14 protein-coding genes are annotated in these 15,049 nt (G+C 71.6%); 9 read left to right on the top strand and 5 right to left on the bottom strand.

Annotated elements, in window-relative coordinates:
* Nucleotides 1-65 precede the first annotated feature (65 nt).
* From OG933_RS19315 to OG933_RS19295, 5 genes are all read left to right on the top strand, one after another.
* Nucleotides 66-521 (top strand): Lrp/AsnC family transcriptional regulator, encoded by a 456-nt coding sequence (locus tag OG933_RS19315; RefSeq protein WP_054238669.1) that lies wholly within the window; start codon nt 66-68, stop codon nt 519-521.
* Between the two features lie 110 nt (nt 522-631).
* The gene (gene mqnE, locus OG933_RS19310; protein WP_020130098.1) at nt 632-1,795 is read left to right on the top strand and encodes an aminofutalosine synthase MqnE; all 1,164 of its coding nucleotides are present in this window, start codon (nt 632-634) and stop codon (nt 1,793-1,795) included.
* Between the two features lie 55 nt (nt 1,796-1,850).
* A complete protein-coding gene (locus OG933_RS19305; protein WP_362518159.1) occupies nt 1,851-2,375 on the top strand; it encodes a GNAT family N-acetyltransferase in 525 nt (174 codons plus the stop codon).
* Between the two features lie 129 nt (nt 2,376-2,504).
* Nucleotides 2,505-2,813 carry a DUF4229 domain-containing protein gene (locus OG933_RS19300; protein ID WP_362518157.1) on the top strand — a complete coding sequence of 103 codons (309 nt, stop codon included), beginning with the start codon at nt 2,505-2,507 and terminating at the stop codon, nt 2,811-2,813.
* Nucleotides 2,814-2,885: 72 nt separating this feature from the next.
* Nucleotides 2,886-3,530, top strand: a complete 645-nt coding sequence (locus OG933_RS19295) for a TetR/AcrR family transcriptional regulator (protein ID WP_057602770.1) — start codon at nt 2,886-2,888, stop codon at nt 3,528-3,530.
* A gap of 33 nt (nt 3,531-3,563) precedes the next feature.
* Here OG933_RS19295 and OG933_RS19290 read toward each other — a convergent pair whose 3' ends face one another.
* The 3 genes from OG933_RS19290 to OG933_RS19280 form a co-directional block, all read right to left on the bottom strand.
* Nucleotides 3,564-5,333, bottom strand: coding sequence for a DUF4157 domain-containing protein (locus OG933_RS19290; protein ID WP_362518153.1), 1,770 nt, complete (start codon nt 5,331-5,333; stop codon nt 3,564-3,566).
* 306 nt (nt 5,334-5,639) lie between these two features.
* A complete protein-coding gene (locus OG933_RS19285) occupies nt 5,640-6,500 on the bottom strand; it encodes a MaoC family dehydratase (protein ID WP_405627988.1) in 861 nt (286 codons plus the stop codon).
* Nucleotides 6,500-7,858, bottom strand: coding sequence for a 3-oxoacyl-ACP reductase (locus OG933_RS19280; RefSeq protein WP_405627986.1), 1,359 nt, complete (start codon nt 7,856-7,858; stop codon nt 6,500-6,502). Before OG933_RS19280 ends, OG933_RS19285 begins: the two co-directional genes overlap by 1 nt.
* A 101-nt stretch (nt 7,859-7,959) precedes the next feature.
* On the opposite strand from OG933_RS19280, the gene OG933_RS19275 reads away from it, so the two are divergent.
* Together OG933_RS19275 and OG933_RS19270 are read left to right on the top strand one after the other, a co-directional pair.
* Nucleotides 7,960-9,318, top strand: coding sequence for an acetyl-CoA C-acetyltransferase (locus tag OG933_RS19275; protein WP_362518144.1), 1,359 nt, complete (start codon nt 7,960-7,962; stop codon nt 9,316-9,318).
* Nucleotides 9,319-9,528: 210 nt separating this feature from the next.
* The gene (locus OG933_RS19270; protein ID WP_362518141.1) at nt 9,529-11,451 is read left to right on the top strand and encodes an AMP-binding protein; all 1,923 of its coding nucleotides are present in this window, start codon (nt 9,529-9,531) and stop codon (nt 11,449-11,451) included.
* Nucleotides 11,452-11,468: 17 nt separating this feature from the next.
* On the opposite strand, the gene OG933_RS19265 is transcribed toward OG933_RS19270, so the two are convergent.
* A complete protein-coding gene (locus tag OG933_RS19265) occupies nt 11,469-11,951 on the bottom strand; it encodes a hypothetical protein (protein WP_362518138.1) in 483 nt (160 codons plus the stop codon).
* 168 nt (nt 11,952-12,119) lie between these two features.
* Between OG933_RS19265 and OG933_RS19260 the strand changes: the two genes are divergently transcribed.
* On the top strand, nt 12,120-12,617 hold the full coding sequence (locus OG933_RS19260; RefSeq protein WP_362518135.1) for a hypothetical protein: 498 nt from the start codon (nt 12,120-12,122) through the stop codon (nt 12,615-12,617).
* On the opposite strand, the gene OG933_RS19255 is transcribed toward OG933_RS19260, so the two are convergent.
* Nucleotides 12,533-13,849 (bottom strand): MFS transporter, encoded by a 1,317-nt coding sequence (locus tag OG933_RS19255; RefSeq protein WP_405627984.1) that lies wholly within the window; start codon nt 13,847-13,849, stop codon nt 12,533-12,535. The genes OG933_RS19260 and OG933_RS19255 overlap by 85 nt on opposite strands.
* Before the next feature lie 98 nt (nt 13,850-13,947).
* Between OG933_RS19255 and OG933_RS19250 the strand changes: the two genes are divergently transcribed.
* A complete protein-coding gene (locus tag OG933_RS19250; protein ID WP_405627983.1) occupies nt 13,948-15,045 on the top strand; it encodes a DUF5937 family protein in 1,098 nt (365 codons plus the stop codon).
* The last annotated feature ends 4 nt before the right edge of the window (nt 15,046-15,049 follow it).

The following is a 15,049-nucleotide window of genomic DNA, read 5'->3' as shown; positions in this document are numbered from 1 at the left end:
GAAACACCCGTTTCAGGAACTCCCCCCACACTCCTCATCTCTCCTCATCGGAAGGCTTCGATCGCATGGACGCGGTGGACAGGCAGCTCATCCAGGCCCTGAGGGAGAACGGCCGGGCCTCCTACGCGGAGCTGGGACGCCTCGTCGGTCTGTCGGGACCCAGCGTCACCGACCGCATCAACCGGCTGGAGGCGGCCGGTGTCATCACCGGCTACCGCGCCACGGTGAACGCCGCCCAGCTCGGCCTCGGCGTCACCGCCCTCATCGGCATCTCCCTCTCCGACGCCGCCGACCACGAGGACGTGGCGAACCGGATGAAGGACCTCAGCGAGATCGAGGACTGCTGGTTCATCGCCGGCGACGACTCGTTCATGCTCAAGGTGCGGGCGAACGACGTGGACGGTCTCGAGCGGATCATCCGGCGGCTCAGCGGGACCAAGGGCGTGTCCCGGACCCGTACCACCATCGTGCTCTCCACCAAGTGGGAGAACCGGGTCGGGGAGCTTCCCGAAGAGGTGTAGGCCCGTTTCAGGGCCGTCTGGGGGTACCTCCCGCCCGAAGGGTGGGGGCGTACGGTTGGCGGTCGGTGGCGTCGTAGGAAGTCGAAGAGAAGTCGTAGAGAGGTGTGGGCATGGATGCCGGACTCAAGCGCGAGCTGGAGCAGAAGGTCAGGGCCGGTGAGCGGCTGACCCGTGAGGACGGCATCGCGCTGTACGAGTCGGACGACCTGGCGTGGCTGGGCGGACTGGCGCACGAGGTGCGGACCCGCAAGAACGGCGACGTCGTGCACTTCAACGTCAACCGGCACCTCAACATGACGAACGTGTGCACGGCCTCCTGCGCCTACTGCTCCTTCCAGCGCAAGCCGGGCGAGAAGGACGCGTACACGATGCGCATCGAGGAGGCGGTGAAGCTCGCCAAGGCGATGGAGGGCGAGAACCTCACCGAGCTGCACATCGTCAACGGCCTGCACCCGAACCTGCCGTGGCGCTACTACCCGCGCTCGCTGCGGGAGCTGAAGGCCGCGCTCCCGGACGTCTCCCTGAAGGCGTTCACGGCGACGGAGATCCACCACTTCGAGACGATCAGCGGGCTGTCCGCCTCCGAGATCCTCGACGAGCTGATCGACGCCGGTCTGGAGTCGCTGACCGGCGGCGGCGCCGAGATCTTCGACTGGGAGGTCCGGCAGCACATCGTCGACCACCGCACCCACTGGGAGGACTGGTCGCGCATCCACCGGCTGGCGCACGAGAAGGGGCTCAAGACCCCGTGCACCATGCTGTACGGACACATCGAGGAGCCCCGCCACCGCGTCGACCACGTCCTGCGCCTGCGTGAGCTCCAGGACGAGACGAACGGCTTCCAGGTCTTCATCCCCCTGCGCTACCAGCACGACTTCGTGGACATGCAGGACGGCAAGGTCCGCAACCGGCTCCAGGCCCGCACCCAGATGGCGACCGGCGCGGAGGCCCTCAAGACCTTCGCGGTCTCCCGGCTGCTCTTCGACAACGTCCCGCACGTCAAGGTCTTCTGGGTCATGCACGGCGTCCAGACCGCGCAGCTCGCGCTCCAGCACGGCGCCGACGACATGGACGGCTCGGTCGTCGAGTACAAGATCACGCACGACGCCGACAACTACGGCACCCCGAACAAGCTGACCCGCGACGACCTGCTGGACCTCATCCGGGACGCCGGCTTCCGCCCGGTGGAGCGCAACACCCGGTACGAGATCATCCGCGAGTACGACGGCCCCGACCCGGCGCTCCGCGAGTCGCCGCAGCCGATGCGGGTCTGAGGCGGTAGGAGCAGGGACTGGGAAGTCGGGGCCGCGTAAGGATTACCATCCTTTCGTGGCCCTTACTTTCACTCTCGACCCCGCCGTCACCCCCGCCCTGCGTGACGGCATCCTCGACCTGTGGACGGACGTCTCCAACACGGGCGGAGCCGTCGGCTTCGTGGCGCCGGTGGAGCGCGAGACGGTCCGGCCGGAACTGGTCCGCCACCTCGTCCAGATGGCCGAGGGCCGTACCCGGCTGCTCGTCGGACACGACGCGGCCGGCCAGGTGGCGGCGACGGCGTTCCTCAGCTTCAACACCCACCGGCTCCAGACCCACTGGGTGATGCTCTACACGGTGATGGTGCACCCCCGGCACCAGGGCAAGGGCTACGGCCGTGACCTGCTGGCGGCCGCCGCCGAGGAGGCCCGCGCCTTCGACGGCATCGACGCGATCCGGCTCACCTGCCGCGGCGGACTCGGCCTGGAGCACTTCTACGGCTCCTGCGGCTACAAGGAGGTCGGCCGGGTGCCCGGCGCCATCCGGGTCGCGCCGGGCGACGACCGCGACGACATCATCATGCTGCTGCCCCTGACGTGACCGCTGTGACCGCTGTGACGTCTGAGACCGCCGCGACCGCCGCGACCGCTCGCACCCCGATGCAAGATCGGCACCCCGGCGTGCTTCACTGGATGACGGCCCCTTTTGGATTCGGAAGAGTGGATTGACATGCTCCGCTACACACTGATGCGCCTCGGTGTCTTCGCCGGCTGCCTCGTGGTCGTCTGGGGTCTCGTCTACTCGGGCGTCGTGCCCCGCGGGCTCGGCGACTCCAACATCATGTGGATCCTGCTGCTCTCACTGGTGATCTCCGCGCCGATCAGCTTCGTGGTGCTGCGCAAGGAGCGCGACCGTGCCTCGGTGCACGTCGTGCAGCGGGTGGACCGTATGAAGGCCAACCTGGAGGCCAACAAGTCCCAGGAGGACGCCTCGATCGACGAGGCGACGCGGCCGCAGAGCCAGGCGCAGACCTCGTAGTCGCGTCGCGCGGCGGGACGGCCGGGCAGGGACCCGAGCGGGGACCCGAGCGGGCCCAACTACGCTGTGTCCATGGGGACCGTGAAGACCAAGCGGATGCCGCGTGCGGTCCGTGAGCAGCAGATGCTGGACGCCGCCGTGGAGACCTTCGGCCGCCGGGGGTACATGGCCGCGTCCATGGACGAGATCGCCGAACTCGCGGGCGTGTCCAAGCCGTTGGTGTACCTGTACCTGAACTCCAAGGAAGACCTCTTCACCGCCTGCATCCGGCGCGAGGCCAAGGCGCTCGTCGCGGCGGTGCGCACCGGCGTCCGCACCGACCTGCCCGCCGACCGCCAACTCTGGGACGGTCTGCGGGCGTTCTTCGCGCACACCGCCGAGCATCCGCACGCCTGGTCCGTCCTGCATCTTCAGGCCCGCACGCACGGCGAGCCCTTCGCCGCCGAGGTCACGGCGATGCGCGAGGAGATCGTCGCGTTCGTCACGCACCTGATCGTGGTCGCGGCCAGGGAAGCACACCGGGACCCCGACCTGCCCGAACGAGAGGTCGCCGGACTCGCCGAGGCGCTGGTCGGCGCCGCCGAGTCCCTCGCCGCCTGGGCCAACACCGCCGACGGCACCACGGCCCGGCAGGCGGCGGCGACCCTGATGAACTTCGCCTGGGCAGGCCTGGGCAACCTCATGGAGGGGCGGCCCTGGGCCCCACCGGAGGCCTGAGAGGCCCCGCGGCAAGGACCTCGGGGTGTCGCCTCAGCTCAGATCCATCGCTTCCGCCGGTACCAGCATCGGGGCCTGCTCGCTGTCGGAGGCCGAGGAGTCGGATTCGGAACCGTACCCGGTGTCCACCCGATCCTGGCCCTCGCAGTCGACCCGGAGGCTGACATGCGTGCCGCCGCCCTTCACCGCCGCTTCATTGATGCTGCGAGCGAGCATCGGGGCCATGTCGAGGGTGTAGTCGAACCTCCCCGTGTTGGCGGCCCTGCTGGGCCAGTAGGGGCCGGGACGCTTGGAGGCGTCGCCGGGGAAGAGCTCCATGTAGCAGACCATGCAGGGCCGCTTGACCCCGGCGATCGCGGAGACGCTTCCCGCCGGCGCGCTCTCCACGATGCGGCGCTCGGCGTGCAGGCCGTCCGTGGCGGCGTCCTCCCGCTTCGCGGGCACGCTCACCGAGCCACCGAGAGCCTGGAGAACCGCTCCGTACGCCTCCATGCCCTCCCTGTCCCCCAGCAGACGTGAGGCCAGCTTCTGGGCGTGCCGTTGCTCGCGCGCCGTGCGGCTGGAGAGGTTCGGCTCGCCTGCCTCCAGGATCGCGGTGAGGAACGCCTTGGCGTTGGCCTTGCCCTCGTACAGGTCGGAGAGTGCCTTGTTGGCGCCGTCCTTGTTCGACGAGATGTACAGCTGGTACCTCATGGCGGCGCCGTCCGGCCCCTCCTGCTGGACGCCGCTCACGCCCGCCTGTACTTCCTCGGGCTGCTTGCGCAGGTCGTTGAGGTAGTTGAAGGTGACGGTGGAGATCCAGCGCAGGGCCTGCTCCGGACGTTCCGCGGAGAAGGAGCGTTCCTTCCGGATGTTGTCGGTGCCGTGGTACATCGCGCTCATCGTGGCACCCAAGAGCCCCTCTTTCACCGCGTGCTCGGGAGGGGCATCGGAGGCGATCGGCAGGTGCACGGTCTTGTTCTGCGCCCCGCCGTACTCCTTCCAGCCGTAGTCGTCCACGAGTGCCCTGGTGATCGCCTGCGCGATGGTCTTCTTGCTGCCGCCCTTGGCCTTGGCCTTGGCCTTGGACTTGGTCACGCCGCTGGGGGCCGTGGGCATCCGCTGCACGCTCTGCCGCTCGGCGGTCCCGGTCGCCGCCCGCTGTACCGGAGCCCCGTGGCCCGCCGAGCCGGGCAGCGAGAGGTCGGGGGTCGAACCCTGCGCGACGAGACGCCCGTTGGCGGCCGACTGGCGCTCGAAGGCGTCGCCCGGGTCGGACACCTTCACACCCGAGCCGTTGTCGCTGCCCGCCACCGGGCCCTGCGACTGCTGCCGGACGTGGTCGAGTTCGTGGAACATCGTCTCGTCGTCCACCCGTGACGAGCCGAGCACGATGTGATGGCCGACGGTCATGGCGTGGGCCTGGAAGTCGGCGCTCGCGCGCTGCGCGGTCGCGTCGTTGTGCACGCGCACATGACCGAGCGACATTCCGTACGCCTGCTCGGCCTTGGCCTGGATGCGCGGGTCCAGACCGCTGCCGCCGGATCCGGTCACCTCGGCCAGCGACACCCGGCGCTGCACCGCGGCCTGCTGCGCCTCGTCGGTGTCCACGGCCCGCTGGACCGACCGGTCCGCGTGGCCACAGCCGGGGCCGTGCTCGTGCCGCTGTTCCTCGATGGCACGCGTCACCGCCGCGTTGCCCGCAGAGCGCTGGAGGGCGAGCAGTCCCGCTGCCGGTCCCGTGAGCGACGACCGTGCGGAGCCTCTCCCGGCCTTGGACCGGTGGTTGCCACCCAGGTCGTTCTCCTGGTCCTGCGCGCGCATGGACGCTCCCTTCAGCGACAGAGCCATCTGAACCCACCACTGTGCTCGACCGGACGCGACCGGGGTAAGGACCTCGAGGGCAGCGTCGGGGGCCGATCGCGCAGGACCACCGGGCGCTCCGGCGGAGCCGTGCTGCGACGGACAGGGCAGTCGGCGCCCTCCCGACGAAGCAGCGCACCGGTCACCAGGGCCCGGTCATCCGGGCTGGTCACCAGGGCCGGTCACGCGGGCCCGCACACCCGGGCCCGCACACCCGGGCCCGCACCCCCGGGCCCGTCACTCGGGCCGCCCGTCACTCGGGCCCGGTCACCGTGTCAGCGGGGCCACCCGGCCGCTTACATGCACCCGTCCCGACTCTCCCGTCCCGCGCAGCTCGAACCGCTCGCCGTCCGCCGCGAAGGTCACCGTTCCCGGCAGCAGGACCGGTGCCCGGAACTCCGCGCGTACCCGTACGGCCTGGGGGGTGCCGTGTGCGGCGAGGCAGCGGGCCACGGTCCACATGCCGTGCGCGATGGCCCGGGGGAAGCCGAAGAGACGGGCGGTGAGCGGGTGGAGGTGAATGGGGTTGCGGTCGCCCGACGCGGCGCCGTAGCGCCGTCCGACGTCGGCGGCGAGCCGCCATTCGTCGAGCACGGGGAGCGGGTCGGGCTCCGGTTCCCGCGCGGCGGGCGCGGCCTCGGTGCGGTGCCGGGCCAGATACGTGCTCGTCGACTCCCACACGACCGTGCCGCCGTCCCGCAGCTCCGTCACGACGACCGCCTCGGTCCCGCGCCGGTGCGCGGCCAACCGCTCGACGTGCACGGTGAGTTCGTAGCTGCCGGTGGCCGCGAGGGTGGTGTGGCGGGTGATCTCGATCGACGTGTGGACGAGGCCGAGCAGCGGCAGCGGGAAGCCGCGGCCGCTCATGATCCGCATGGCCAGCGGGAAGCCCAGGACATGCGGATAGGTGAGCGGCAGGGAGTCCTCGCCGGTCGGGAAGCCGCACACCCGCTCGTAGGCGGCCAGCCGGGCCAGGTCCACCCGCAGGTCGGGCAGGACGAGCCGGTCGCCGGTGCCGGGGAACGCGACGCCCGGCCGGGGCCGCTTGAACGGCGAGCGCAGTGCGCCGAGGGCGAGCAGCGGACCGAGGGAGGGAGGTCCGGACAGGATGGTCACCGTGCCGGTCACTACGCCCCCAGCAGACTCTGGCCGCACACGCGCACGACCTGACCGTTCACCGAACCGGACGCGGGGTGGGCGAGCCAGGCGGTCGTCTCGGCCACGTCGACCGGCAGGCCCCCCTGGGCGAGGGAGTTCATCCGGCGCCCCGCCTCGCGGATGAACAACGGCACCGCGGCCGTCATCTTCGTCTCGATGAAGCCCGGCGCCACCGCGTTGACCGTGACCCCGTGCTCGGCGAGCGCGCGCGGCGCGAGGGACCGGACCAGACCGGCGACGCCGGCCTTGCTCGCGCCGTAGTTCGTCTGCCCCGCGTTGCCCGCGAGTCCGGCGATGGAGGCGGTGGCCACGATCCGCCCGCCCGTCCGCAGGGCGCCCTTGGCGAGCAGGGCGTCCGTGGTGCGCAGCACGGACGCCAGATTGACGTCCAGCACCGAACTCCAGCGCTCGGCGGGCATGTTGACCAGCCGCCGGTCCCGGGTGATCCCCGCGTTGTGGATCAGTACGTCCAGCCCGTCGGGCAGCTCGGCGGCGATCCGCTCGCCCGCGTCGGCGGCCGTGATGTCGAGGGTGAGGGCGCTGCCGCCCAGCCGCGCGGCGACCCGGCGGGCGTCCTCCGCGGCCTGCGGTACGTCCAGTACGACGACATGGGCGCCGTACCGGGCCAGCGTCTCCGCGACGGCCTCGCCGATGCCGCGGGCGGCGCCGGTGACGAGCGCGGTGCGCCCGGTGAGGGGGAGGGTCCAGTCGACGGGGCCGTCGGGCCCCTCGGCGGTCCCCACCCCGATCACCTGGCCGCTGACGTAGGCCGACTTGGGGGAGAGCAGGAAGCGCAGGGTGGACTCGGCGGCGGGCGCGTCGGTCAGCCGGACGAGGTTGACGGTCCTGCCCCGTCCTATCTCCTTGCCGAGGGACCGTACGAAGCCCTCCAGGGCCTGCTGCACGGCCGACTGGTGGTGGTCCCGGGCGTCCAGGGGAGCGCCCAGCACGACGACCCGCCCGCTCGCCGCGACCGACCGTACGACCGGGTGCAGGGCCGCGTGGACCTCGGCGAGCGCGTCGACGTCCCGGACACCGGTCGCGTCCAGGACGACGGCGGCGGGACCGGGCGACCCGGTGGCGGACCCGGCGGTGGATCCGGTGGTGGCTCCGGCTGCTTCGGTGGCCGTGGGCAGTCCGGTGCGGGCCAGGACCGGCGCGAGGTCGAGCCCGGACGGTCCGCCGGCCGTGAGGTGCAGCAAGTGGCCGTCCAGGCCAGGACGTTCGGCTGTCCAGCGGCTGAGCGCGGCCGGCTGTGGAAGCCCGAGCCGCGCCGTGAGGAACCGGCCGGGGGCCGTGGCGGTGAAGCTCAGATAGCGGTCGGCCATGATGATCTCCCACGGGCTCGGCGCACACCTCGTACCGGGTGCTTACTCTGGAGTAAGGTTACCGTGGGTAAGTCTAGGTCACGGGTGAGGAGCAGGTCGAGATGAGTACCTCGGAACCGTCACGGGCGAGCCGGCGAGTGAGCCATCTGAAGGTCGCGGAGAGCGGCGCGCCGGGGGCCCGGCCGGAACTGCCGCGGATCCGCCGCGTGGCGATCGTCGGCGGCACCCGCATCCCCTTCGCCCGCTCGGACGGCCCCTACGCCACCGCCTCCAACCAGGAGATGCTGACGGCGGCCGTGAACGGTCTGGCGAACCGCTACGCGCTCGATGTGCCCGGCGTGGTGGGCGAGTTGGTCGCCGGGGCCGTGCTCAAGCACAGCCGCGACTTCAACCTCGCCCGCGAAACCGTCCTCGGCTCGAAGCTCGACGCCCGCACCCCCGCCTACGACATCCAGCAGGCCTGCGGCACCGGCCTGCAGGCCGTGATCGCCGCCGCCAACAAGATCGCCCTCGGCCAGACCGAGTCCGCGATCGCCGGCGGCGCCGACACCGCCAGCGACGCCCCGCTCGGCGTCAACGACCGGCTGCGCCGCATCCTCCTCGAGGCCCGCCGGGCGAAGTCGACGGGCGACCGTGTCAAGGCCCTCGCGCAGATCCGCCCCTCCCATCTGGTCCCCGACATCCCGCGCAACGCCGAACCGCGCACCGGTCTCTCCATGGGTGAGCACGCGGCGGTCACCGCCCGTGCCTGGGGCGTCGAGCGCGAGGCCCAGGACGAACTGGCGGCCACCAGTCACCAGCGGCTCGCCGCCGCCTACGAACGCGGATTCTTCGGCGACCTGGTGGTCCCGTTCCGCGACCTGGCCCGCGACCAGAACCTGCGCCCGGACTCCACGGTCGAGAAACTGGCCACGCTGAAGCCGGTGTTCGGCACCGACGGGCCGAACCCGACCATGACGGCGGGCAATTCGACGCCGCTGACGGACGGAGCGGCGGTCGTGCTCCTCGCCTCCGAGGAGTGGGCCGAGGCGCGGGGCCTGGAACCGCTCGCCTACCTGACGGCGTACGAGACGGCGGCCGTGGACTTCGTACGCGGCGATGTCGCGGGCGGCGAGGACGGGTTGCTGATGGCGCCCGCGTACGCTGTCCCGCGCATGCTGGAGCGGACCGGTCTGGGCATTGAGGACTTCGACCTGTTCGAGATCCACGAGGCCTTCGCCTCCCAGGTGCTGGCGACGCTCGCGGCCTGGGAGAAGCAGGGGCTGGCGCCGGTGGACCGCGACCGTTTGAACGTGGCCGGCTCCTCCCTCGCCACCGGTCACCCCTTCGCGGCGACCGGCGCCCGCATCGTGGCGACTTTGGCCAAGCTGCTCGCCGAACGGGAGGGCCCCGCAAGGGGGTTGATCTCGATCTGCGCGGCGGGCGGACAGGGAGTCACCGCGATTCTGGAACGAACGTGAAGATTCCTCCTATAACCCCCGAGATTGCACATCCCCAGCCCCGGAACATCCCGGAATGCGCACAAGCCCCACACGTGAGCGCCGTACGATCCCCTACCTAACTGGCGGTAACCCCTTTCTTCGGGGGCATCCCGGTTGAACGCCTCGGCACGTGAGGCACGTACGTCATGCAGCAAGCAGTTTCGTCGCTGCACGCCCAGGGAGTCGCCCGTGTCCACCCCGTATCCAGCCGACGGCTCGGCCTTCGCCGATCCCGACGCTCCCCCCACCCTGGTGGAACCCGAGACACGACGACTGGACGGCGTGGTCCGGGAGGCGTCCGTACCGGCGCTCGCCCGCCCGGTGACGTACGGGTCGCTCGCCGACCTGCCCTACGACAACGCGGCCGCCGTCCCCGAGACGGTGGTGCTCAGCCGCAAGGGCCAGGACGGCGAGTGGACGGACATCACGGCCGAACGCTTCGCCGCCCAGGTCCACGCGGTGGCCAAAGGGCTGATCGCCGAGGGCCTCGTGCCCGGCGACCGGCTCGCCATCATGGCCCGCACCACCTACGAGTGGACGCTGCTCGACTTCGCGGCCTGGGCGGCCGGCCTGGTCACCGTCCCGATCTACCCGACCTCCTCCGTCTTCCAGACCCGCTGGATCCTCCACGACTCCGGCGCGGTCGCCCTGGTCACCGAGAGCACCGCCCAGGCGGCCGCCCTCGGCCCCGAACTCGACCGGCTGCCCGACCTGCACCACCTGTGGGTGATGGAGAAGGGGCATGTGGACCGGCTGATCGAGGCGGGCGAGCACGTACCGGACGCCGAGGTCGAGATCCGCCGGGGAATGCTGGTCCCCGACACCCTCGCCACCCTCATCTACACCTCCGGCACCACGGGCCGCCCCAAGGGCTGCGCGCTCACCCACGGCAACTTCTTCGCCGAGGTCGACAACGCGATCGAACTGCTCTACCCGGTCTTCAAGTCGAGCGGCGAGGACCTCTCCGTCCTCCTCTTCCTCCCCATGTCCCACGTCTTCGGCCGCATGGTCGCCATCGCCTGCGTCCGCGCCCGGGTCCGCCTCGGGCACGCTCCTAGCCTGAAGGCCGACGAGCTCCTCCCGGACCTGGCGGCCTTCAGACCCACCTGCCTGCTCGCCATCCCGTACATGCTGGAGAAGATCTTCAACACCGCCCGCGCGAAGGCCGAGGCCGGCGGCAAACTGTCCTCCTTCGACCGGGCGGCCGGCGTGGCCCGCCGCTACGGCGAGGCGGTCGAGGCACAGAAGACCGGCACCGGATCCGGCCCCGCGGCCACCCTCCGCGCCGCCCGCACCATCTACGACCCGCTCGTCTACCGCCGCATCCGCAACGCCATGGGCGGCCGCGTCCGCCACGCCATCTGCGGCGGCTCGCCCCTCGGCCAGCGCCTCTCCGCGTTCTACCTCGGCGCGGGCATCGAGATCTACGAGGGCTACGGCCTGACGGAGACGACCGGAGCGTCCACGGTCACCCCGCCGCTCAAGCCCCGCCTGGGCACGGTCGGCTGGCCCCTGCCGGGGACGAAGATCCGCATCGCGGCGGACGGCGAGATCCTGATCGCCGGCGAACACGTCCTGCGGGGCTACTGGGACCCGGCGGCCGGGGGAGTGGTCCCCGCCACGCCCGACGGCTGGCTGCCCACCGGCGACATCGGCGAACTCGACGACGAGGGCTATCTGACGATCACCGGCCGCAAGAAGGAAATGATCATCACGGCGGGCGGCAAGAGCGTGGCCCCCGCGCCCCTGGAGAACTGGCTGCGCTCCCACCCCCTGGTCTCCCAGGCCATGGTCCTCGGCGACGGCCGCCCCTATGTCTCCGTCCTCCTCACCCTCGACCCGGACGGCCTCACCCACTGGCGCCAGATGAACGGCAAGCACCCGGTCCCGGTGGAACTGCTGATGGACGACCCCGACCTGCACGCCGTACTCCAGCGAGCGATCGACGAGGCCAACAAGCTGGTCTCCCGCCCCGAGTCGATCCGCCGCTTCGCCATCCTCCCGACCGACTTCTCGGAGCACGCCGGCCACCTCACCCCCTCGATGAAACTCCGCCGCGAGGCGGTCCTGGCGGACTTCGCCGACCAGGTGGAGGGGCTGTACGCGCACTAGGGAGGTGGTACGCGCTCCTACTTGTTCGGCAGCAGCTTGTGCCCTGAGGCGCGGATGAACCTGGTGCCGTCCTCACTGATGCGGCGGAGATTGCCGACGCCGTCGTACCTGCGGGCGTTGCTGAGGTAGCCCAGGCCGAAGATGGGGAGAAGGACGCCGGCTATGCCGGTGTACGCGAGCCAGGAAGCAACGTCCGTGTCCAGGTCGCTGTCCGGGCCGTCCGGCTGTATGGCGACGTCGAAGGACAGCCAGAGCAGCAAGGCGCCGAGGGCCAGGCCGATGAGGCCGAGAACGAAGTAGCGGACTCGCCTGGCGGTGGTGCGGTCGCGACTTTGGACGGTCACCAGGAACTGCCCTCCGCATGCCTGGCAGACGATCACGCCCTTGCCGCTGCCCTTCTCGGGCCGCATGGGAAGCGGCTGGACCCGGTGATTGGTGACCACCACCGCGACCCCCCGCACACTCAGCACATGGGCGAACATCGTTCTCGGCTGGTCCATGACGATGCTGCTTCCGAACGCCATCTGACGCCCCCCTCTTGGCAGTTGCCCCCGCAACAGACGGCAATCATGCCCGCGGGACGTACCACCGAACCGCTCGATACCCGTGTCACCTGCTGTGAAGCGGCAAAGGATTCGCGGGGTGCCTCTCGGCCGGGGAGTATGCGGATGGTGAACGGTATCGAGTTCTTCCACTGTCCCTGGGACGAGCGCCCCGCCGCCCCGGTCTGGGGTGCCCGTGTCGACGGTGTCGATCTGCGGGCGCTGACCGCCTGGGCGACGCGGGAGCTGTGGCGGCCGGAGCTGGCGGGGCAGTTCGAGGATCAGGAGCGGGAGTCGGCCGAGCTGATCTGGCGTCAGCACGGCGGGCTGGGCGTTCTCGACTTCACCGAGAACCCGTTTCTGCGCACGGCCGGCCGGACCCCGCTCCTCGGCTGCCCCTGTGGCATCTGGCAGTGCTGGCCCCTCATGGCCCGCGTCGCCATGACGCCCACGACGGTCACCTGGTCCGGCTTTCACTACCCGGAGCGCGAGGAGTGGGGCGAACTGCCCCTGGGCCCGTTCGTCTTCGAGCGGCAGGCCTACGAGGAGGCGCTGAGCGCGCCGGAGGTGCTGGCGGAGGACCCGCTGGGCCCGGCTCCGGTGTCCTTGGGCTGTGTTCCCTGATCCTGCTCGGTGGCGACGGCGGCGGCGGACAGCAGCGTCGCACCGGCGAGGCCGCCCCAGAGCGCGGCCGGGCCGTGGGGTGCGAGAGCGGTGATGACCGCCGGGGAGACGGCGAGGCCGAAGCCCGTGGAGAGCTCGAAACGGGCGAGCGTGCGGCCCAGGGCGTGGGGCGGGGCCAGGACGGTGACGAGCGCGGTGGCGCTGCCCGCGTAGACGATCTCGCCGAGGGTGCAGACCACGGACACCGTGGCGACGGCCGGGGCACCCCACCCGTGTCCCAGTGAGGAGGCCGCGAGGAAGCCCAGGTAGGACACGGTGAGGATCACACCGGCGAGAGCCAGCACGCTCCGCCGCGAGAAGCGGGACATCAGGACCGTGACCGGAACCTGCAAGGTGACCACCAGCACCGTGTTGGCCACGAAGATGGCCGCCGACCACACCGGGGACGCGTGCAACTGGGTCACCAGGACCAGGGGAAGCGCGATCTCCGGCACGTTGAGGCAGAACACGTAGACCACGTTGGCGGCCAGCAGCGCGCGCATCCGGGGAGCGGGAGCGGGGGCGGGGGCGGGGGCGGGAGAGGGAGCTGCGCCGGCGGCTCCCGCCTCGGCCGGGGCCGCGGCCGGATCCGCGCGCAGGTGGACCGACCACGCCAGGGTCGCCGCCGCGAGATAGGCGACTCCGGTGACGGCTGCCAGCGCCTGCAGAGCCGTGGTACCGCCCGCCAGGCACGCGGTGGCGATCAGCGCGCCCGTGCCCAGGCCCGCGTTGCGCAGGGCGCGGCCCGCCGCGAGAGCGGTGTCGCGTTCCCGGCCGTGGGCGACCGTGGCCACGAGGGCGGCATGGGCGGCCGGCCAGGCCTGGTTGCCGATGCCGAGGAAGAGCGCCGCCGTCGCGAACGGCCAGGCGTGCCCCGCCGGGGTGGCAAGGAGCAGCGCCACACCCAGCACCCGCACCAGCATCGACGCCGCCACGACCGTGCTGCGCGCGCCCCGGTCCAGCCAGCGGCCCACCGCGGGCATGCACACCAGGCCCACGACGATGCCGGCCGTCATCGCGATACCGGTGACCGGCGCGGACAGCCTCAGCACCGTCACCCCGTAGAGCAGCAGAAAGGGCCGCAGCAGGCCGGTGCCGAGCGCGTCCACGGCCAGGGCGACGGCATAGCGGGGTCCCCCGGAGGCCCGGACGAGGGCGCGGGGCCGGATCTTCGCGGTGCTGGTGATTGCCATGGCGGCAACGGTGAGTTCGACCGCCGGGCCGGGCACGTCGGTTGACGGACACCGTCAACCGACGCCGTCGGCGGCCGGCCGGTCGGTGATGATGAGGGATGACGTTGAGGATCGACATCGGCGGACTGCCGGCCGAGCGACTGCGGTTCGCCGCCTCCCCGCTGGCCGAGCTGACCGCGATGCTGCACGTGCTGGCCGAACCCGGGCACCATCCGCAGCTCGCCGACTGGGCCGGGGACGTCTGGACCGCTCTGCGGCCCGAGCTGGCCGAGCGGCTGCGGGAGGCGGAGTTCCTCTGGCGTTCCTCACAGGCCGACTTCCTGATCCCCGCCCGGCCCCGGCCGACCCTCGCCGAGGAACTGGACGACGTGGACCGGATCGACGACGAGAGGTATGTGACGGCCGCGCTCGTCACCACGTGCGGCAGCAACCGCGTCCACTTCGGCACCCGGTCGCCGCTCACCGACGCGACCGCACGCGAACGGGCCCTTGACCTGGCCCAGTCCCGCGGCGCACTGCAGGAGGCCTTCGCGGAACGGCTGCTCGCCGACCCGGCCGCCGTACGGGCGCGGGTGCGCGACACCCTCGAACAGTGCGGCGAGGCCTTCTTCGACGCCGCCTGGGCGGGCGCCGCCGTGCGCCTCGCCACCGACCTGCGCCTGAAGAACGACCTGCTCAAGCGCCAGGGCATCGGAGCGGCGATCGCGTCGGTCTCCGACGCGGTCACCCTGGCACCGGAGGGCGACTGGATCATCGTGGACAAGCTCCAGGACAAGGCGACCTCCGCCCACGGCTCCGGGGTCACCTTCATCCCCAGCGTCTTCGGCCGCCCGCACCTGGTGGCGGTCCACGCGCCCGGCTGGCGGCCGGTGGTGCAGTACCCGGTGGCCGAGCCGAGTGCGGCGGAGCCGGAGCCGGAGCAGGTGTCGCTGGAGACGGTCACCCTGCGACTGGAGGCCCTCGCCCATCCGGTACGGCTACGGCTGCTGCGCACCCTGGCCCGCAGCCCGCAGACCAACCGTGAGCTGGCCTACGCATGGGACCTCACACCCCCGGAGGTCTCCCGCCACCTCGCCGTCCTGCGCGGCGCGGGCCTGCTCACGGCCCGGCGGCACGGTCGCTACGTGCGCTACACCCTCGACCTGCCCGCGCTGACGGCACTGGGGTCCGACCTGCTGGGGGCCGTGCTGCGCTGAGGCG

Origin of the sequence: Streptomyces sp. NBC_00016 (assembly GCF_045040885.1) — a bacterium.
GTDB classification, from domain to species: Bacteria; Actinomycetota; Actinomycetes; order Streptomycetales; family Streptomycetaceae; genus Streptomyces; species Streptomyces coriariae.
The sequence above is the reverse complement of the archived record's forward strand: the minus strand, read 5'-3'. Positions and strand labels throughout refer to the sequence as shown.